This window comes from Enterococcus sp. DIV0574, assembly GCF_051711125.1.
GTDB classification, from domain to species: domain Bacteria; phylum Bacillota; class Bacilli; order Lactobacillales; family Enterococcaceae; genus Enterococcus_D; species Enterococcus_D gallinarum.
The window spans coordinates 2,955,296-2,977,203 of the sequence record NZ_JBIOMA010000001.1; the positions used below are offsets into that span (position 1 = coordinate 2,955,296).

Consider the following 21,908-nt stretch of genomic DNA (forward strand, 5'->3'; position numbering starts at 1 on the left):
TCAACGGATTATGCGAAAAGATTTTGAACATGGAAGATCTCTTTTTATTCCTAATCATTCACTTAGAGAAAAGACAAAAAACCGCAATACAAGCGTTTGAGCAAATCAACTGTCTCAACGATAAAAGGACTTGCCCACTTGCGCAGCATTGCATCAAAAATATCGTTTAGAGTTGTTTTCACTGTCACTTATATTGCAGTCATAAAAATGGATAAGCAGTCATACTTGCAGCCACGTGTTTTGGGTCTGCTAAGTATTCGCTTGTTGATCTTGAACATTTGATTTAGTCAAGTTCACACCTTAGCTGTTGATACTGCCAATTCGAAAAAGATCGTCACTAGCAGATACGGATATCTAACGTTATCTGTAATGATTCTATAGTGAGGTATCTGTCCCTGTTTCTTGAATAGACTCATTAATAGACTCATTTTGGAACTTTTCGATCGCCTCGACTAATTCAAGCCAGCGATCTCCGGTGGGGAAACTATTCCATCTAAAGAAACGTACTTCGCGATTTTGATTAATAAAGTATTGACGATCGACAGGATAATCCATCACGACAAAATCCGGCTTTTCTGATACAAAAGAAAGAGTATATCCAAACCATCGTTTTAATCGCTCTTTTTGCCTAATTTCCTGAATTTTTCCAAATTTTGATTCATGAAAAACCCGCACAGTTGACCGATCAATTCTAGCTACAATCGAAAGAAGCATACTGTACTGAAAAAGCAGGCGGTTATTTGAGACATACAGCGTACTAAAAATCGATGATTGTTCTGATAACGATTGGTACATCTCTTGAACCAGTGGAAATAGTTTAGGGAATACTCTTCGATAATCTTTGTCTGTTGTTGTTTTTCCAAAAGCATCAATCTTATTTTTAGAAGCAAACATGAGAGAGGTTGAATGGATGTTCAATGCATTGACAAAAAGATACGTTGTAGCACTATCAGGAACAAGAAAAGCTTGTTTCGCTGTTTCCGAAAAAAGTTTAGCGGCTTGTAAGCTCTCTTCTGAAAAATGATTTGTCATCGTCAACTCTGTAGGGATCTCATCAAGTAAATAGGTGGTCATTACTGAAAACATATAATACAAGAAGATATACTCATTTTCTGAAGTTTCATTTAACAAATAATTATCTCTTAAGAGGGGCATTATAAGCTCCTTTTTGAATTGCTCAAAAGGAATAGTGAGATGGCATGTTTCTGTCATTCCCGGTGGAATTTCTTTCAAAGCAAATCCTCTCTTTAAACGATAGAGACTTAAAGCCAGTAATTGGATAAACTTTTCTTGATCGATTCCTCGGTAACAACTTGGATACATCGCGAGTCTTTCTTTGAAACCAGTAATACTTTTTTGAGTCAGGCCAAAATAACGTACATTTGAGCCATCAAAAATTTGCCAATACATGATATGAAAAAAATGCCTAATACGATATTCTTCTCCTACAAATAACGGCTTCCTCTTTAAATTCAACGAAATATTATAATTTTCAAGGATATCCATGATCTCCTTGAGTTTTCTTTGAACCGTGCGATTACTCACAAAATGCTGTTGCGCTGTATTCTCCAAGGATAAATATTTCTCTCTGAATAATCGGTCCAATATTTGAAAAGGCATGCTTTCTTCTAACATGACAGAATATAACTTAGAAAGTAAAAAATTTGAGGCAAATCGAAGTGAAATGGTTCTTCCGTCAATTATTTCGATATCATAAAAGGGATACCGTTCTCTCAAATCCAGTGCACGGTCAATAACTAAAACAATTCTTCTTTTCGAAACACTTAATTTATTTGCCAAGTCGCTTATACTTTCATATTCCTCAGCATTTTCAAAAAAATAAGCAAATACTTCATAGACATCTTGATCTAATTTAGTTAAAAGAAACTTATACATGCCCTCACCTCTTAACCTCTTACTTTAAATAAATTATACCTCTTCTACCTTCTAATATCATTGATTGTGCATTAATCCATAATGTTTTTGATAATTATTTAAATTTCTACTTAAATAGCCAGCCTATTTCATTTTGTCTCATAAGTGTCCTTTCTCTTTCTCCTCCTATTGATCTGCATAATCAACTTCCTTCAATGCTGCGTTACAATCCAGTGTCTTAATCAGTAACTTTTCAATGATTGAATATGAAAAAAGATATATTCTATAGGATTTTCATCTAGAACATTACTGTATGATACAAGTGCCATTTTTTAACATAAAAGTGATTTTTACTAAAGAAAAATTGAATGACTAGATGATACAGTCAAACTAGCAAACATTCAAATACAAAACAAAAATGAAGTGTCCAGAAAGCTGTTATTTCTTAGGTACTTTATTGTTTGAACTGAAAATTAGGCTTTTATACAAAAAAACATCAAAGCTAATGAATACACTTTGATGTTCATAAAACAGTTTTAGGATAACTTATTAACGAATTATCTGAGTATCCTCGCATCATCAGTAAGAAATTCTCTAGATACATTGGTTAAAGTTCTATTACTCATTTCTTTGATAATTGACTAACGGACCCAGACATGAGATGCCCAAGGTTCGCTTTTATTTTTTCTTCCGGCCAGTCCCACCAACGGACCTTTTGTAAATACTGAATCGTTTCATCATTAAATCTTTTTCTGATTGGTTTCGCAGGAACGCCTCCTACAATGGTATATGGCGGTACATCTTTCGTGACTACAGCTCTAGTACCTATAATGGCGCCGTCTCCAATCGTTACGCCTGCCAGGATCAGTGACTCATACCCGATCCAGACATCATTGCCAATCACAATATCGCCTTTATTGTCCCATGCAGCAGCCACATCGGCTTTATCAAGACCCCACTCTTCAAAAAATAGCGGAAATGTATACTTGGAACGCTTGATAATGAGTGGTTTGCAGCATTAAACAGAAACTTTGATCCACAAGCAATGGAACAAAATTTGCCAATAATCAATTTGTCATGATTGATTGGGTATTGATACAGCACATTATTCCTTTCAAACTCGCGTGGATCATTTACAAAATCATTATAAATCGTGTATTCTCCAACGCTAATATTTGGGTTAGTGATGGCATTCTTTAGATAGATCGTTTGTGTATCATTGGTTCTTGGGTAAATTTTATTTCGTGAAGTAGTCATAATATTCTTCTCCTTTTGGTGTGTTAACGTTTGACTATTTCACATACTACAATGCACTTTTTCATTTTTTTACCTCTTCTCAATTTATGTACGTAATGAATATATCTAAATAATAGTACTTGAAATAGTAAGCAGCTGAAGAAAAAACCGCTACTAACATGGTATTTCATTCAACTGCTACGAATACGGGACACTTCAAAATCAATGTGCTTACCACAATTTAAATCAAATAAATTATAGCCATTGTATACTCATAAAAAAACTTACACCAACAGTTAAAATAAAACAAGGATATTTAAATAAAAAAGACAGGATCCTTTTTATTCATTTGTGTTCTCCAGAAACTATATACGATTCTTTTTTTGAACGTTACAAAGAACTAACCACTAAAAACTATTGGGCAAATTGGGCAAAAAATCAGTCTTTTCATGACTATAACGGAACAGGCAAGGAGACAATATATAGCTCGACTACTAATAGTACTATGCATGCGAATAACATAAGATTTTCTCGACGATCATGGTTTGGATGAAGATAGGCTTCTGATTTTGGTCTATCTTTAATATCATCTTGTCTAACTTTTCTTCTAATCAATGCCACTCCTGAACCGACCGCCCAACACAAAGTGAACAGAATAAACAGCCCAAACGATAGATAAATTTGTTTACCAATAGCAAGATACAGTAGAAAAAAGTCAATCAGCTTAATCGAAAACAAAGCGACTCTTCGCACCTTTCGTCCATAATAGATCCAACTATAACTCATGCACCCTCACTCCTTCTTAAATTTAATCACTACCTTTTGCTTTCATATTTTGACTTAATGAAAGATTTTCTCATCGATTCTTAGTATAATTTCCTCAATTTGTATCTCAAAAAACATGATTATAAATAAATATATACTAAAAAAATAAAGTGTCCAGAAAAAATGATATCCAGACACTTTATTCATGTTCTTACTATAAATAATACACTTAATTTGATAGGTTCTTTTTTCGTTTACTGATTCTATACGATAAGAGAATTAGTAGGGTTCCTAAAATCACCAACATTGATTGTCCCAACGTTTCTTCTCCCGTAGCTGGCAAAGTCCCTCTAGAATCATTCTCTTTTTCATTATTTTTATGAAGAACACTATAGACATACACCACTTCCTGCGCTTCCTCGCTGAAAATTCCAGAAGCATTATCTGGTATCTCTACTACATACCAGCCTGGGATCTCTTTGGCTTCACTGGCATATGGTAACCCGACTTTTCCACTTAAGACAGTTGGCTCTGCTAATTGATTTCCTTCACTATCTTGGTATTTCACAGTCACTGGTGCCGCATCACTGCGTTCGTATACATACACCACTTCCTGCGCTTCTTCACTGAAAATTCCAGAAGCATTATCTGGTATCTCTACTACATACCAGCCTGGGATCTCTTTGGCTTCACTGGCATATGGTAACCCGACTTTTCCACTTAAGACAGTTGGCTCTGCTAATTGATTTCCTTCACTATCTTGGTATTTCACAGTCACTGGTGCCGCATCACTGCGTTCGTATACATACACCACTTCCTGCACTTCTTCACTGAAAATTCCAGAAGCATTATCTGGTATCTCTACTACATACCAGCCTGGGATCTCTTTGGCTTCACTGGCATATGGTAACCCGACTTTGCCATTCAAAATCGTTGGGTCTGCTAATTGATTTCCTTCACTATCTTGGTATTTCACAGTCACTGGTGCCGCATCACTGCGTTCGTATACATACACCACTTCCTGCACTTCTTCACTGAAAATTCCAGAAGCATTATCTGGTATCTCTACTACATACCAGCCTGGGATCTCTTTGGCTTCACTGGCATATGGTAACCCGACTTTGCCATTCAAAATCGTTGGGTCGCTTAATTCGTTGCCGTCTGTATCTTCATATCGGACCGTAACTGGTGCCGCATCTGAGCGATCATACACGTAGACCACTTCTTGCGCTGCCTCACTGAAAATTCCATAGGCATTATCTGGCGTCTCTACTACATACCAACCAGGAATCTCTTTGGCTTCACTGGCATATGGTAACCCGACTTTTCCACTTAAGACAGTTGGCTCTGCTAATTGATTTCCTTCACTATCTTGATATTTCACAGTCACTGGAGCGGCATCTGAGCGATCATACACGTAGACCACTTCCTGCGCTTCTTCACTGAAAATTCCAGAGGCATTGGCTGGCGTCTCTACTACATACCAACCAGGAATCTCTTTGGCTTCACTGGCATATGGTAACCCGACTTTTCCACTTAAGACAGTTGGCTCTGCTAATTGATTTCCTTCACTATCTTGATATTTCACAGTCACTGGAGCGGCATCTGAGCGATCATACACGTAGACTACTTCTTGCGCTGCCTCACTGAAAATTCCATAGGCATTGGCTGGCGTCTCTACTACATACCAACCAGGAATCTCTTTGGCTTCACTGGCATATGGTAATCCGACTTTGCCATTCAAAATCGTTGGGTCGCTTAATTCGTTGCCGTCTGTATCTTCATATTGGACCGTAACTGGTGCCGCATCTGAGCGATCATACACGTAGACCACTTCCTGCGCTTCTTCACTGAAAATTCCAGAGGCATTGGCTGGCGTCTCTACTACATACCAACCTGAGATTTCTTTGGCTTCACTGGTATATGGCAATCCGACTTTGCCATTCAAAATCGTTGGGTCGCTTAACTCATTGCCGTCTGTATCTTTATATCTGACTGTGACTGGTGCCGCATCTGAACGCTCATAAACATAGACCACTTCTTGTGCTTCTTCAGTAAATACACCGACTGCATTATCTGGTATTTTGACCACGTTCCAGCCCGTGATCTCTTTCGGATTGCTTTCATAAGCCATACCGACTTTTCCACTTAAAACCGTTGGTTCACTCAGCTGTTCGCCTTCAGAATTCTGATACTTGACTGTTACAGGAGCTGCATCTATTAAATTGGGCTGCCAAACATACGTATCGGAGTCAGTTTCTCCATTGTAGTTTGCCATTAACTCGGAAGCCGACCAAATATTTAGCCCATTCGGGAAATCTATTGATCCTGTTCCAACATTGACCCATTTTCCTGTATAAATTTCTGATGAAATTGGACTAGGCAACATTGCATTTGTATGAAATGAAAATGACTGGCCTAATCTGATGATCTTCAACGATTGCATACCGCTAAACATAGAAGACATATTCGTTACCTTACTGGTATCGAAACTTGATATATCCAGACTAGAGACTCTATTTAAGCCCTGAAACATTCGATCCATATTCGTTACTTGGCTAGTATCAAAATTGCTTAGATCCATACTGAATGTATCGAGATCACTTCTTCTTAGGTTTGCGAACATCAAAGACATGTCCGTAACATTTCTCGTATCAAAATTGCTTAAATCAAATTTATCGATATTAATCACATTCGCGAACATCAAAGACATATTCGTTACATTTCTTGTATCAAAATTGGAGACGTCCAAACTAGTCAAATCGAACAGTCCATTGAACATCGCATACATATTAGTAACGTTACTTGTATCAAAGTTGGATACATCGAGCTTTGTTAATCCTCGAGTATTATTAAACATGCCAGACATATTCGTTACTCGGCTAGTATCCAGCTTGTCCAAGCCTTCTATTTCAGTAAGGTCAGTCCACGTACCGCCGGAGTTACCAAATAAATAAGAAGAATCCTCACCAGCAATAACATTCCCCTCGAACACAATTTTTTTAACCCTATACCGGGACCAAGGGTTAATCTCAGAAGTAGATCGGAATGTTCCAGATCCGATATGGAGAACTCCGTCATAAGTGATATACCAATCTGAAGTACCATAAGTTCCCGAGGCCATATTTTCAGTAGGATCTTCAGTAGTTTGATTCTCTATTACATCTGTTTCATTTTGACTTCTAACTTCATTCTCACTTGAAGAAGAAGTCGATTCGTTCAGTTCGACAGGTTCTGAACTATCTGATTGACTAAGTTCACTGGGCTCTGTATTCCTTCCATCATTATCTTTCGTTGAATGAATGTGTTCATCCTTACTATCACGAGACATTAAAGTTTCTTCTTGTTCCACAGCGATCGTGCTCTCTACTGTATCCTGTATAGAAACAGTATCTTCAGTCACTGAATCAGCGCTAACAACCATTGTCCATGGCGCTTGATTTAACAACAAGCCTCCCAACAATAGTATCCTGCTACACTTTCCCATACCAAGTCATCCTTTCTCTTTTAGTCTTTCTCTTTAGTATCCATATTCCGATTATCATCAATGGATGTTATTACCTACATGTTTTGTATTGTCTCTGTGCTAAAGGTGTTTTGTTAATCAAACCATGCGCTTTACCTGCTGATTCGCTTTCAAGCTTTCAATAAGGTTCGATCTAAAGAGTTTTCTTTAAAAAGTTGTTCCCAACCCTCAACTTCGACAAATGGATTTTCTGAGGCTTTCTGTATGCATGTACCTTCTTCTAGTGCCAAAAATCTTCGTTTTTTAGATAATAGTTTCTCATTTAGACATTTTTTCGACAAAAATCTATAATTCAAGTTTTGTAAGACATTCGAAGTTTTCGGATGTCTATTTTCGTGTTGTCCCAAAAACGAAGGTTTTTGAGACAGATAGATTATTTTACATTCTCTGAATATATTACTATTCATCGCAGCTTTCTCTTAATCAACTATTTCTCCAGACAGTGAAATAGTTGATTTGCTTTTTACTCCAACCTTATCTACAGTTCCAAATCAAATCGCTTCGCCTATCCTTGCTTTTTTTGTTAAGATAAAGAAATAATGAGTAAGAATTTAGGTGATGATTTATGCGACTGTTGTTTTTCTTTTTCCTTTTCACATTTTTGATTGGATTTCTCTTCTATTTATTGACCCGTCGCACGATCGCCGAAGTCTATCATGAATTGACCGATAAGAACCGCTTCTTTCGAGGCATCAAAGCTTTCTTCATTGGAATTTATCGCATTTTGACTTCTGTTTAAAAAAAACTGTCCAACAACAGATCTCTTGATCGTTGCTGGACAGTTTTTTGTTTGATTCGTCTTCTATTGATTCTTCATATTGGAGGATGTATCATCCACTGCTCGTTGTATTTATTAAAAGCAATTTTTTGCCTACTGGATCAAAAGTTTCTATCCGAAATGAGTGATACAAAGAATCAGTGAACTGTTTGTTCTTAGTTCAGTGTCATTTCCTCAAAGCAAGATGTAATAATTGATTTGACTGCCTCTTCATCTAAACGTACAAATGGTCCATCTGTGTTTAACTCCCCATGAACCACCGCTTGTTGGCTCATTTCGTCAACCAATTCGGTTGTTTCAATTCCAACTTTTTGTAATGTCATAGGAATTTCTAGTTGATCTTCAAAAAACTCATAGGTGGTTCTTACTGCTTTTCGAGCAATTTCTGCTTGTGAATCGCCAGTTAATCCCCAAACGGCTTCTCCATACTTCGCAAATTTTTCATGGGTCGATGGATCGTGAGTGATACAATACGCCATCCAGCGTGGGGTTAAAATTGCTAGGCCAATGCCATGGGTAATATCATAAAATGCTGACAACTCATGCTCGATTGGATGGCAGGTCCAACCTCCACTGCGACCATTACCTACCAATCCATTTAACGCCAATGTAGATGCCCATAAGAGATTCGCTCTCGCGCCATAATCATCTGGATTTTCGAATGCTACTGGCGCAAAATCAATGACGACTTTCATTAATGCTTCTGCAATATTATCTTGTACTTGAACGGCCTTTGTTCGGTTGAAATATTGTTCAAAAAGATGGCTCAGTATATCTGCTGCTCCGGCAGCAGTTTGCCACTTGGACACACTGAATGTGGTCGTTGGATCAAGAAAAGAAACATGAGGGAGCAATTCAGCCCCGCCAGTACCTAATTTTTCCTTTGTATCTGCATTAGAAATAACTGCATTCCGATTCATTTCCGTTCCAGTTGCAGCTAGGGTCAAAATATCAACAATTGGAAGTGCCTGTTTTATTTTGCTGCTATCTACGACTAGATCCCATGGATCCCCTTCATAAAACACGCCTGCAGCAATGACTTTTGCTGTGTCGATGACTGACCCTCCACCGATTGCCAGAATCACTTCAAGTTGATGCTTGCGAATTAATTTTACGCCGCTTCGAACAGAGTGGATTTTAGGATTTGGTTCAATCCCTGATAATTCGACGACTTCAAACCCGCCCTTCACCAATTGCTGTTGGACTTTGTCATAGAGTCCTGATTTTTTTATTGATCCGCCTCCGTAAACTAGAAGCACTCGTTTTCCAATTGATGAAAGGGCTTCTGGCAGTTCCGACAATCGATCTGTTCCGAAGCGAATATCTGTAGGTACATAAAATCGAAAATTTTGCATGTTTATTTCCTCCATTAACTAACTTCTTTTCGTCGTTTCATTGATAGCATTAGCTTTTCCTTCTGAGAGTGACGTCAAACATCTTTTCCAAAAGCCACTAGTAGCTACTTGCCAATAAATCATTTACTCTCAAAAAACCAAAGAATATTTTCGATGAGGGTTCGCTGATTCATATCTTCCAACATTCCTGCAAGACTATGTGCAGGTGTATAACAAAGAACTTTTCCTTTTCCATAAGAATGCCGCCAAGCAGCCAGAGATTCACCATAGATAGAAAAACTGCGCAAGAAAATTTCAGTCTCTTCTTGTTTGACTTGGGTAAAATAATGTTCATCGTAAAATGAAAATGACGTACCATCTGTTAATTGATAGGTAACTTGCGTTTGCTTAGGATGATGGACAAAGCGACCTTTCAATAATTGATGATAGCGGGAAGTTTCCGGGTAACAAGAAAGACCGGAATGCAGCGCTAAAAGATTGCCGCCTTCAGCAACATAGTTTTCCAACGCATGATCTAGCTCTTTTGTCAGCCACATATTTTTGACAGCGTCACCCAGCGATAACCGGTTTTCTTTAGAAAGAATCACTAGATCAGGCTTGTCTCCCAACTCTTTGCCTAATTCCTCCATTCCACTGTCCTTCCAGTAGGTCTTTTGCGGTAGCTTTTTCAGAATAGTTTGGATAAATTGAACTAACGGCTCGTGGGGATGATAAGGATCACCCAAAATACTCACTACTTTTTTCATAAATGATTCTCCTGTCTCAACAAAGAAAAGAGTGAAAATAAAAGTTTTCTCTTTCTACTATTGAAAGAATTGCTTTTAATTCCACTCTTTTTTTAAATAGCAGATGCCGCTGGCGAATCAGTTGATCGTTTACTTTTTTCTAAACAACGTCTACGCTCTTCGATTGCGGTTATGCAGATAGCACTTGTTTATTTACTAGAATCTTCTACTGTTTCTTCAGTAGAATCTTCTACTGAATCGGTTTTGATTTTTCCTTTTTCTTCACCGTATGACTTCAATTCTGCTGCTGGCACATATTTTACATCGATTGGAATCGTCGCATCGATTTTTTCTCCATCAATCGCTTTTACCAAGTTTTCGATAACTTGATAGCCAATTTGGTAAGCATCTTGATCTACGATTGCAGTGATTCGGCCATCTTCAATACCTTTTAACCATGTATCAGTGTAATCAAATCCATAGTGTAAAATTTTTCCAGATTTTCCTTGAGATTCAATAGCACTCATTACACCCACATCTGGTCCTTCAGAACCTAATGAGAATACTGTTACTAAGTCTTTATTCGCTGAGATATACCCTTCTAATTGTTTTTTAGATTCAGAAGGTTGATCATTATCTTGAATTGTTGCCAAGAATTTGAAGTTTTTAGCATCTGTGCCATACACTTCTTCAAAGCCTTCTTTCAAGCCTTTTTCGCGATCAATCATTGTTGGCTGTGCCACATCCACACAGACAATAGCAATCGAACCTCCAGTAATTCCTTTTTCTTTCATTTCTTCCGCAGCACGTTTTCCAAGTTCTTTTCCGGCAGAAACGTTGTCTGTTCCAACATAAGCCGTACGATCATCTGGATTCTCTAAATCAGCGTCAAATGTGATTACAGGAATGTCTTTATCCATTGCTGCTTTGATTGGATCAACAAAGGCTTTCTTTTCGATTGGCGCAATAGCAATTCCTGCGACATTTTTAGCAGTTGCTTCTTTAATAAACCCAATGTGTTTTTCTTTTTTACTTGGTTCAGCAGAAGGAGATGTTTTTGTAACTAACGTGTACCCAAGTTCTTTGGCAGCATCTTCGGCTCCTTTTTTCATAGGATTCCAGTATGCCCCTGTGTCAACGATAGGAATGAAATACAGTGTTTTGTCATTATCGCTGCTGGCCGCCGAGCTCCCGTTACTACAGCCAGATGCCAATAGGACCATTGTCATCAAAATACCCGTTAAAACAATTTTGCTTTTTTTAAACATTTTTATCCGCTCCCTATTTGTTTTATCTTTTATTATCAATTAATCATTTTACGACTGACGACTTGCGCGCCGTTTCAAATAATCAATTATAATAGCAAAAATGATTACCAAACCTGTCACAGTATCTTGTAAGAATGAGTTTACTCCCATTAGCGTTAAACCGTTCTTGAATATTTGCAAGGTTAAGATACCGGCGACTGCTCCTCCGATTGTTCCGATACCGCCACTAAATGAAGTTCCCCCCATAATTGCTGCTGCCATCGCAAACAAATCTAATCCATTGGCATCCTTAGAGGCGCCTCCATTCAAATTCGATACAATCAACAATCCAGCAATAGCAGCCAGCATGCCTTCAATAGCAAAGATTTTCACGATATGTAAATCAACATTGATTCCAGAAAGTCGTGCGGCTTCTTGATTGGATCCTACTGCATACGTATATTTTCCTAAACGAGTCTTATTCATAATAAAAACAAAAATGATAATCACAATAGCAAAGATCAACGCATTGCTCTTGATCATCTCCGTTCCAATAGGTGTTTTAGCAAGTTTGCTGAACCATTCTGTTTCCGAACCAATAAATTGCTCATCCGTGAAAAAACCTAACATTCCTTTGATGACATAACTTGTCCCTAAAGTTAAAATAAATGCGGGCAAATCAAACTTCTTTATTAAAAGCGCATTCATAATTCCTAATAGAGCACCGACACACAATGAGATAACTATTACAAGCGGAGCCGGCATTCCTAGGTTAGCGGTATATAATCCAACCATACCAGCTGCCATTCCTACATAACCAATTGATAAGTCAACGTATCCACAAATCAGCACCATACCATAAGCGACCGTTAAAATTCCTACTGGCGGAATTTGCTGCAAAAAGTTCTCCACATTATAAGTGCTTAAGAAGTCTCCATTAGCTAATGAGAAATACGCCACTAGAACAATTAACACAATGTATACCGAATAATTCATAAAAAGCGTTTTTAGGTTCCATTTTTGTTTTACATTTTCCATATCTATATCTCCTTCATTCAAACAAAAGATAAGTGAACTCGAGATGAATCCAATAACTATTTTATTGATCCGTCGTTGCGTATTTCATAATTAATTCTTGTGCCTCATCTCTTTTATCTGCATACTCACTGACCTTAACTTCACCGGCGATCGTTCCCTCACAAAACACTTGGATTCGGTCGCAGATACCTAACAATTCTGGTATTTCAGATGAAACGATCAAAACTGTTTTCCCTTGCAGCGCCAGCTTATTAATAATCGAGTAGATTTCGGATTTTGCCCCGACATCAATTCCTTTAGTTGGTTCATCAAAGATGTATAGTTGACTATCTTTGTTTAACCATTTTGCTAAAACAACTTTCTGCTGGTTTCCTCCCGAAAGACTGGCAACAGGATTTTCGATATTACTGACTTTGATATTAATATCTTTGACAAATGTCTGTGCATTCTCTTTTAACTGATTTTGATTTAAAACAAAATTTTCTAAATTGGTGATGTTGATGTTGTCTTTAATCGAAAGATTTAGCAATAAGCCTTGATGTTTACGATCTTCTGTCAATAAACTGATCCCATTGCGAACCGCATCAACGGGGGATTTTATTGAAACTTTTTGTTGGTTGATTTTAATATCGCCGGTCTTTATGCGATCTGCGCCAAAAAGCAAGCGCATCGTCTCTGTTCGGCCACTACCTACCAACCCAGCAAATCCAAGAACTTCACCTTTTCTTGCTTCAAAACTGACATCCTTCACACGTTCCAAATGATCCGATAAATGATTTACCTGTAAAAACGGTTCACCAATGATAGTTGGTTGTTTGGGATATAAGTCTTTAATCTCACGCCCTACTAACATAGATATGATTTGATCTTCGGATAAGTTTTTCACTTCGTCTGTGGCGATGTACTCACCATCACGCATAATCGTGATTCGTTCACCTAGTTCAAAAATTTCTTTCATCCGGTGGGAAATATAGATACTTGAAAACCCTTTTTCTTTTAATCTTCGAATAATAATAAATAATACTTCGACATCCTTGTCGGATAATGAGGTTGTTGGCTCATCAAAAATGATTACTTTTGCATTCAGGCTCAGCGCTTTTGCAATTTCGATTAACTGCTTATTAGCTGTGGATAACCCAGCTACAAGATCAGTCGGTTTCACCTTTGCATCAATAAGATTCAACCAATACTGAGTATCTTCATAAAGTTTCTTGTAGTCGACAATTCCTAATAGCTGATTCTTATAAGGTAACCGGCCTATGAACACATTTTCTGCAACAGATAAATCTTCCGCTAAATTCAGCTCTTGATGCACAAAGCCAATCCCTAACTTAGTTGCTTTTTCTGGGGTCATTTTGTGGATTTCTTTTCCTTCAAAGATGATCTCTCCCTCATCTTTGTCTATTAGACCAGCTAAAATGTTCATCAGTGTTGATTTTCCAGCTCCATTTTCTCCCATGAAAGCATGGATTTCACCTTTTCGAACTTCTAGTCTTGCTTTTTTTAATACATGTACAGGCCCAAAACTTTTTTCAATATTTGTCATTGAAAACAAAAGTTCATTTTCCATGAAAACCTCCTTCTTGTAAAAAACGTCAGCCTATTTTCTACAATAATCGAAAACATTTATTCCCTGAGCAGGAGTGAGACTAAGAATGGCTGATTGCTCCTGCTCAGACTATTTCTATATTACTGACCAAGTAGTTTAGACTAAATAATCATTCAAGCGTGATTTGACATATTCGATGTGGCTAGATTCTAATTGAATATCCTCTAATTTTAGTGCATATTCAGTCAGACTTTCTAAGTCCTCTTGATCGGAAATAATGGATGCACCAATCCCTGTTTGAAAGCTGGCATAGCGTTTTTCTTTCAATTCATCAAAGAAACGGTCTTCTTTCAATTTAACCGCTGCTTTCAAGCCTCTAGCAAATGTATCCATTCCGGCAATGTGGGCTAAAAACAAATCTTCCATTGCAAAGCTCGAGCGCCGAACTTTTGAATCAAAGTTGATTCCGCCAGGAGCAATACCGCCGTTTTCTAAGACACCATACATTGCAAGTGTGACATCGTAAACATTCGTCGGAAATTCATCCGTATCCCAGCCTAGCAAAACATCTCCCTGATTGGCATCCAGTGATCCAAGTGCTTGGTTGATTCTTGCAACTTCGATTTCATGCTCAAATGTATGACCAGCTAATGTTGCGTGGTTGGCTTCTAAGTTTAATTTGAAGTCACTTGCTAACCCATATTTTTGAATGAATTGCAGTGCGGTCGCTGCATCAAAATCATATTGGTGTTTGCTTGGTTCTTTTGGTTTTGGCTCAATCAAGAATTGCGGTTTATGATTGATTTTATTTCCGTAAGCGACTGCCATTTTAAACAGGCGGGCAATGTTGTCTTGCTCAAATGCCATATCTGTATTCAGCAGCGTTTCATATCCTTCACGACCGCCCCAAAACACATAATTTTCTCCACCGAGTTTTTTCGAAATATCCAATCCTTTTTTTACTTGAGCAGCTGCATAAGCAAAAACATCTGCATTATTTGTTGACGCAGCTCCGTTGATATATCTTGGGTTACTGAACATATTTGCCGTATTCCAAAGCAATTTGATTCCTGTCCGGTCCATTTGCTCTTTGATGAGATCGGTGATTTCATCTAGGTTCTTGTAGAACTCTTCTAGGCTATCGCCTTCAGGTGCAATATCGACATCATGGAAGCAGAAATACTCTGCGCCTAATTTTTCTAAAATTTCAAAAAAAGCTACTACACGATTTCGTGCAGTCTCCATCTCTGTTGCGCCAAACCAAGTACGCTGATTCACTGGTAAACCAAATGGATCACTACCGTCTTGTGTCATTGTATGCCAGTAAGCAATAGCAAAACGCAAATGGTCCTTCATAGTTTTTCCAGCGATAACTTCCTCTGGATTATAATGACGAAAAGCAAATGGATTTGTTGTTTGAGGGCCTTCATACTTAATTTTTTCTACATTTGGAAAATAACTCATTCTCTATTCCTCCTAAAAGCAAAATAACAATATTTTATAGTTCGTTTACCTTACGAACTAACTTAACAAGGATATTGTATCCGCTTTCCATAAATTAGTCAAGTGCTATTTATAAATCAAAGTATTCTTCTTCTCTGTCTTCATTTTGAGTTAAAATGTTTATTGTAAAGGATTCCATTTTGTTTCACATACAAAATAACTAGCAAAAAAACGAGAAAACATCTACAATAAAGTAAGTATATTTAATTAATAAATTAACGAGGTGAATTTATTTATGACCAAATCAACTTATATCAGCCGTACAAAAAACGAATCTCTTTGTCTAGAATTGATTATGAACAATCACAATCTTTCCCGGGCAGACCTTTCAACAATGACTGGACTTACCAAAGCCACCACTTCCGCTATCGTCAAAAAATTAATTGAAGATCAGCTAGTCATCGAAATCGGCACTGGCGAATCCAGCAATGTTGGCGGACGCAAACCAATCATTTTGCAATACAACGGAAAATCTGGACTTTCCATTTCCATTGATATTGGCTACAACTATATCAATGGACTATTGGCTTTTCTTGATGGAGAAGAAGTCCAGTCGATTCAAAAAAAGCCGATCCATTTAGATGAGCATACGATCAAAGACCATTTCACTGAGCTTTTTAATCACTTTAAGAAATCCTTGCCAGAAACTTATTATGGAATTATTGGTGTAGTGATCGCTGTTCACGGTCCTGTTCATGAGGGCAATGTCATCTTTACGCCCCACCACGAGCTGGCTCAGATTCCATTTCGGGACATTGCCGAAGAATTAGTCGATTATCCGGTCTACTTGGAAAATGAAGCGAATCTATCTGCTTTAGGGGAGTATACCTTCTCTTCGAAATCTTCTAGTTTGATCTGTATCAATATGCATAGCGGCATCGGTGCGGGAATTGTGCAGAACGGTATTCTACAAACCGGGACAAATGGACTGGCGGGAGAAATCGGGCATCAAATCGTGGTACTTTATGGGATTGAGTGTCCTTGTGGCAATCACGGCTGTCTGGAAATGTATGCTGCAAATAAAGTTTGTTTTGAAAAATTTGCGAACATAAAATCGATGGATTATGTGAATGCCATCATTTTGCGCGAATATTACCAAAATAATGATCCGGATGCGATTCATGTAACTGAGGAAAATGTCCATTACTTAAGTGCTGGCATCAACAATCTGGTTGTACATTATGATCCAGAGGTCATCATCTTGAATAGTTCTTTGTATCATGAAATTCCTGATATGATTGGGCAATTAACAAAATCGCTACATAGTCGTTTCTCTGAAAAAGTGATTGTTAGAAGTAGTCTATTAGATGAAAAAGCTACCTTGCTAGGCGGCCTTGTTTTTAATCTTCAACGTTTCCTAAACATCAAACACTTAAAGCTGACCAATTAACTGTTCCACTATCTGAATGTTTATTATCACTTCGCGCTTCACATTACTCCTAATAAATAGCCCTTAACTAGGTGTTCATTTCCACCTAGTTAAGGGCTTCATTCCTATTTTACGGAATCAGCTTCATCCCCATATTCCTTGTATTCAAAGAAATCGAATTGGGCTTCAGTTTCATATCCAGAATAATCCACTGCGGCCAACCCTACAAAGGCGCCAGTGAAAAAGCCGCCAGATGTTTGCAGTACATAGTCATCTGACAAAACAGCTGCATTTAGCGTCACAGGGATCGTCTGCCAATTGTTTCCATCAAACGAGTATTCATAAGTATAGGTTTGTTTTCTTGCTTTTGTTTTAAACCAGACATACTCGATCCCCTCCGGAACATTGATGGCTGCGTCCTTTAAATAAGAGGTGTAAACACCCCTGTTATTCTCAGCTACCTCAATAACTGTGCCATTTATTTCATTCCACGTCACAAATACAAAGGACCAATGCTTGTCATTATAATAGTTGGTCAATCCTGCCATTTGCTGATACGAAAATGGGGAAAATTTTACTTTTGTCACGGCATCAAAATAGAAGGCTTGCCATCTGCGAGCAATCATGGATAAGTCATGGCAGTTAGCAAGACTACCCCGGCCAATCAATTTCAGTTGTCCGTTTCCAACACGCCCCATCTGACTTGAAAATGGCACGCGCAGTGTATTCCAGTTTATATCCAGTTTTTCATCTTGGAAATCATCGATTTGTGAATGATCGTTTGGTGCTTCCGTCAAAATCGCATCTTTAGGTGCATCAACATAAGTTGTTCCTCCGTGCCCCCCTACTATTCTTGGCCAGCCATCTTGATCCCATTCGACTTTTTGAATCGATGTTTCTCTACCTAATGTTGACCATCCTCTTGGATCAGTAATCGATTCATTTGGATGATGCCATGGCCGTGCAGCGAGTGAAGCATAATACCATTCACCACTTGGCGTATCTACTAAGGCACCATGTCCTTGTTTTTGTAGATAGGAATTTGGGGTATCAAAGTTCGTTAGGAATGGACCATCTGGTTCCGTTTCAAATGAATCTGCCTCCAATGTTTTAGAGCGTGCCACCACTTCTTGGTGGGTAAAAACAGTTCCCCCTTCTGCCGCAAAAAGATAATAATAACCATTGATTTTGTAAAGGTGCGGTCCTTCAACTAATTTGACTGCTGTCCCGCGATAGATGGTTCTAGCAGTATCTGGCTTTAATTTCATCGTCTGTGTATCAAATTCTGTTAACGTGATTCCGTCAAATGGATGATGGTATTCGCGGTGATCCCATGTTTGTTGGACTAAATATTTGCGATTGTCCTCATCATGGAATAAAGAAGCATCGAAACCAACACCATTCAATTTAATCGGATCAGTCCAAGGACCCTTGATATCTGTCGCTGTCGTCAAGTAATTGGTCATATCTTTAAATGCACCATCAACTACTTTGACATCCGTATAGACTAACCAAAATTTTCCATCTGCATAGGAGAGATCTGGTGCCCAAATTCCGCCAGAAGAAGGGTTTCCTTTCATATCCAATAATGTCGTTGTTGATAAAGGAGAAGGCAATAGATTCCAATGAACCAGATCTTTTGACTCATGCAATCTCACTCCTGGAAACCATTCAAATGTCGAATTGGCAATATAATACGTATCTTCGACGCGAATGATCGATGGGTCTGCATTAAAACCAGGTAAAACAGGATTTTTAATTTTCATACTAACTACCTCCGTATATCCATTATTTAATAAAGGGCGGCTTATTTTACATCGTTTTCAAAGCCCTCCTAATTTTTTCTAGCAACAATCAGCCGAATGAAACGCTTTCATATCGGCGTATGTTAGACCCCTTGAAACACCATTTAGTTCTTTCAACTATATTGAAGTCACAATAGGAGTCACGCAATAGCATTGACTAGTTAATTAACATATAGGGAAATCTTTCGGTAATAGAACTCATCTCCCGTTATCATTTCTTCTTTTTTCTGAGCTAGCAATCGCTCTAAGAAACATCCTTTGTCAGTGACCATGGTGACAAACAAGTTAGTTCGTTTTATTTCCAAACCAACTATATTCCTCATAGTACACGCTTACAAGAAAAAAAGCAAGACCTGTTTTTTCCCGTAAAAATCATTTCCTGCGCATTCCCTCTATTTAGCTACTATTTTCATTCGTTCAACTTATATCTAGAAAATTTCTAGACCCTAATTTACTTATAACAGTCTCAGCTTCTTTCCATTTATAGTGTCTGTAAAACAAAAGACCATTTAGATTCTGTTTAAAAAAAACTGTCCAACAACAGATCTCTTGATCGTTGCTGGACAGTTTTTTGTTTGATTCGTCTTCTATTTCAATGGTTTCCATTGCCAATCTTGGACTTCAGCAATGTCATAGCCATTCTCACGGATAAAGTCATGGTGATAGGCAACCGTCTCTGTCATTCGTTGCGCAAAGTCGGCAGCTTGTTCGCCATAGACCCACTCAGCGCCGTCTTTCGCTAAATGGAAGCGATCAAGTTCAGATAAGATCCGCATGTCAAATGGTGTGGTGATATCGCCATTTTCACGATAGCCATGAATATGCAAACGCTGATTCTTGCGGCCGAAGAAAATGTCCCGAATCAGTCCTTCATAGCCATGGAAAGCAAAAATGATTGGCTTGTCCTTAGTAAAGTAAGCCTCAAATTCTTCATCTGTCAATCCACGAGGATCGACATCCGGATGACGTAGTTTCAATAAATCAACAACATTGATAAAGCGGATTTTCAACTCTGGAAACGCCTCATTCAGCAGGCTTACAGCAGCGAGAGCTTCTAAATTTGGCTCTGTCCCTGCTGCAGCGATCACCAAATCAGGTTCTCCTTGGTCTGTTGAAGCCCAATCAATGATCTTTAAGCCGTCTTTTACCAATATCTCCGCTTCTTCTGCCGTATAAAACTGCGGCCGAGGATGTTTCGAAGAAACAATCAGATTGATCTGTTCTTCAGTTTGGAATGTTTCTGCCATTACAGCCATCAAGCTATTGGCATCTGCTGGTAGATAGACCCGTACGAATTCCGCTTTTTTCTCAGCGATATGTGTCATGATCCCTGGGTCTTGATGGGTATACCCATTATGGTCTTGCTGGAATACGGTTGAGGAAGCAATCAAATTCAATGACGGATAGGCATGGCGCCAAGGCAATTCTTTCGATTTACGCGTCCACTTAAAGTGCTGAGTGATCATGGAATCAACCACTCGCAAGAAAGATTCATAGCTAGCAAAAAAGCCATGACGCCCAGTTAAGACGTAGCCTTCTAGGAAGCCTTCTGCTTGATGCTCCGATAATTGGGAATCAATCACCCGTCCGGTAGCACTTAGCCATTCATCATAGTTTGGCTGTTTTGGTTCTAACCATTGGCGATTTGTCACTTCAAAAACATGGTTCAAACGATTGGATTTGGCTTCATCCGGACCAAAGATTCTAAAATTAGTCGGGTTTTCAACAATCAAATCCCGAGCAAACTTTCCGAACTCCATCATGTCTTGAGCAGTGGTTGAGCCAGGAACACCAATATCGATCGCATGCTGTCGCCAATCGGTGATTTTCAACGGTTGAGGATCGATTCCCCCGTTAGTGATGGGATTCATTGCCATCCGTTGCTGTCCTTTCGGCGCGAGTTCTTGAATCTCAGCCTTGATGCGGCCAGATTCATCAAAGAGTTCTTCTGGCTTATACGATTTCAGCCAATCGATTAGTGCATCCACGTGCTCCATCTGATGCGCATTGACTGGGATAGGTACTTGGTGGGCGCGAAAACCGCCTTCAATCGGCTCTCCCTCCCAAATTTTTGGTCCTGTCCATCCTTTAGGTGTGCGCACGATCAGAACAGGCCAGTGGGGCATGACTGCTTCATCAGCTTTTCCTTGACGAGCTTTGGTTTGAATCGCTTTGATCTGCTCAACGGCGCGGTCCAATGCTCTCGCCATTTGCGGATGAACAGTAGCAGGATCATCTCCCTCAACAAAATAAGGTGTCCAACCCATTCCTTCAAAATACTTGGTTAGGTCTTCATCCGATTTGCGAGCCAGAATCGTTGGATTAGAGATTTTAGCACCGTTCAGATGTAAGATCGGCAGAACAGCCCCATCATTTACCGGATTGATAAATGTATTAGAAAACCAGCTGCCCGCTAACGGACCGGTTTCAGCTTCGCCATCTCCAACCACAACAGCAGCGATCACATCAGGATTATCAAGGACAGCTCCTGTTCCATGCGCGATGGAATAACCTAGTTCGCCCCCTTCATGGATCGATCCTGGTGTTTCTGGTGCCGCATGGGAAGCAATTCCTCCTGGGAAGGAAAAAATTTTGAAAAGATGCTGCATCCCGGCCTCATCTTGGGTTACTTCTGGATAGATTTCCGTATAACTTCCATCTAGATAGGCATTCGAAACCATCACCTGACCTCCATGACCAGGTCCTTCAATGTAGAACATATTCAAATCATATTTATTGATGACACGATTCAAGTGGGTGTAGATAAAATTCTGACCAGCAATGGTGCCCCAGTGACCAATCGGATTGACTTTCAGATCTTTTTCTTCAATGGGCCGCCGTAACAGTGGATTGTCTTTCAAATAGATTTGTCCGACAGAAAGATAGTTGGCTGCCCGCCACCAAGCATTCATTTTGTCAAAATACTCTTGGGTATCAAATGTTGTCTCCATACTACTCCTCCTTGCTTTCTCTTAATTAAAAGTCTATGCGTCTCGATTTTAAAAGTCAATTTTGCTGATTGTACACCTTGCATCTCTCTTATGATTTGTCTGCTTCAGCACAAGAAAAAACAAGACCAGAGTTCCTCCCAACATGTTTCAGTATGAGAGGGTTTGGTCTTGTCAGTGTTGGCTCTT

The 21,908-nt window shown here is 38.8% G+C and carries 12 protein-coding genes and 1 pseudogene; 2 read left to right on the forward strand and 11 right to left on the reverse strand.

Going from position 1 to position 21,908, the window contains the following annotated elements:
• Positions 1-375: 375 nt before the first annotated feature.
• From IGJ45_RS14125 to IGJ45_RS14135, 3 genes and pseudogenes are all read right to left on the reverse strand, one after another.
• Positions 376-1,896, reverse strand: coding sequence for a helix-turn-helix domain-containing protein (locus IGJ45_RS14125; protein ID WP_096710907.1), 1,521 nt, complete (start codon positions 1,894-1,896; stop codon positions 376-378).
• A 601-nt stretch (positions 1,897-2,497) separates the two neighbouring features.
• A pseudogene (locus IGJ45_RS14130) lies at positions 2,498-3,132 on the reverse strand (CatB-related O-acetyltransferase).
• Between the two features lie 973 nt (positions 3,133-4,105).
• Positions 4,106-7,363 (reverse strand): MucBP domain-containing protein, encoded by a 3,258-nt coding sequence (locus IGJ45_RS14135; protein ID WP_096710906.1) that lies wholly within the window; start codon positions 7,361-7,363, stop codon positions 4,106-4,108.
• Positions 7,364-7,967: 604 nt separating this feature from the next.
• Here IGJ45_RS14135 and IGJ45_RS14140 point away from each other — a divergent pair.
• Complete coding sequence (locus tag IGJ45_RS14140) at positions 7,968-8,141, forward strand: hypothetical protein (protein ID WP_005470142.1); 174 nt, start codon at positions 7,968-7,970, stop codon at positions 8,139-8,141.
• A gap of 194 nt (positions 8,142-8,335) precedes the next feature.
• Here the strand turns inward: IGJ45_RS14140 and IGJ45_RS14145 are convergent, their stop codons facing one another.
• From IGJ45_RS14145 to xylA, 6 genes are all read right to left on the reverse strand, one after another.
• Complete coding sequence (locus IGJ45_RS14145; protein WP_003128202.1) at positions 8,336-9,535, reverse strand: iron-containing alcohol dehydrogenase; 1,200 nt, start codon at positions 9,533-9,535, stop codon at positions 8,336-8,338.
• A gap of 119 nt (positions 9,536-9,654) precedes the next feature.
• Complete coding sequence (locus IGJ45_RS14150) at positions 9,655-10,281, reverse strand: ThuA domain-containing protein (RefSeq protein ID WP_003128200.1); 627 nt, start codon at positions 10,279-10,281, stop codon at positions 9,655-9,657.
• Between the two features lie 188 nt (positions 10,282-10,469).
• The gene (locus IGJ45_RS14155; RefSeq protein WP_003128199.1) at positions 10,470-11,528 is read right to left on the reverse strand and encodes a sugar ABC transporter substrate-binding protein; all 1,059 of its coding nucleotides are present in this window, start codon (positions 11,526-11,528) and stop codon (positions 10,470-10,472) included.
• A 48-nt stretch (positions 11,529-11,576) separates the two neighbouring features.
• Positions 11,577-12,545 carry an ABC transporter permease gene (locus tag IGJ45_RS14160; RefSeq protein WP_096710905.1) on the reverse strand — a complete coding sequence of 323 codons (969 nt, stop codon included), beginning with the start codon at positions 12,543-12,545 and terminating at the stop codon, positions 11,577-11,579.
• A 61-nt stretch (positions 12,546-12,606) separates the two neighbouring features.
• Positions 12,607-14,115, reverse strand: coding sequence for a sugar ABC transporter ATP-binding protein (locus IGJ45_RS14165; RefSeq protein WP_003128197.1), 1,509 nt, complete (start codon positions 14,113-14,115; stop codon positions 12,607-12,609).
• A gap of 135 nt (positions 14,116-14,250) precedes the next feature.
• On the reverse strand, positions 14,251-15,558 hold the full coding sequence (gene xylA / locus IGJ45_RS14170; RefSeq protein WP_003128196.1) for a xylose isomerase: 1,308 nt from the start codon (positions 15,556-15,558) through the stop codon (positions 14,251-14,253).
• Between the two features lie 274 nt (positions 15,559-15,832).
• Between xylA and IGJ45_RS14175 the strand changes: the two genes are divergently transcribed.
• Positions 15,833-16,987, forward strand: a complete 1,155-nt coding sequence (locus IGJ45_RS14175; RefSeq protein WP_096710904.1) for an ROK family transcriptional regulator — start codon at positions 15,833-15,835, stop codon at positions 16,985-16,987.
• Between the two features lie 104 nt (positions 16,988-17,091).
• Here the strand turns inward: IGJ45_RS14175 and IGJ45_RS14180 are convergent, their stop codons facing one another.
• Both IGJ45_RS14180 and IGJ45_RS14185 read right to left on the reverse strand, forming a co-directional pair.
• The gene (locus IGJ45_RS14180) at positions 17,092-18,732 is read right to left on the reverse strand and encodes a glycoside hydrolase family 43 protein (protein WP_005470138.1); all 1,641 of its coding nucleotides are present in this window, start codon (positions 18,730-18,732) and stop codon (positions 17,092-17,094) included.
• Between the two features lie 626 nt (positions 18,733-19,358).
• A complete protein-coding gene (locus IGJ45_RS14185) occupies positions 19,359-21,722 on the reverse strand; it encodes a phosphoketolase family protein (RefSeq protein ID WP_029486312.1) in 2,364 nt (787 codons plus the stop codon).
• Between the last annotated feature and the right edge of the window lie 186 nt (positions 21,723-21,908).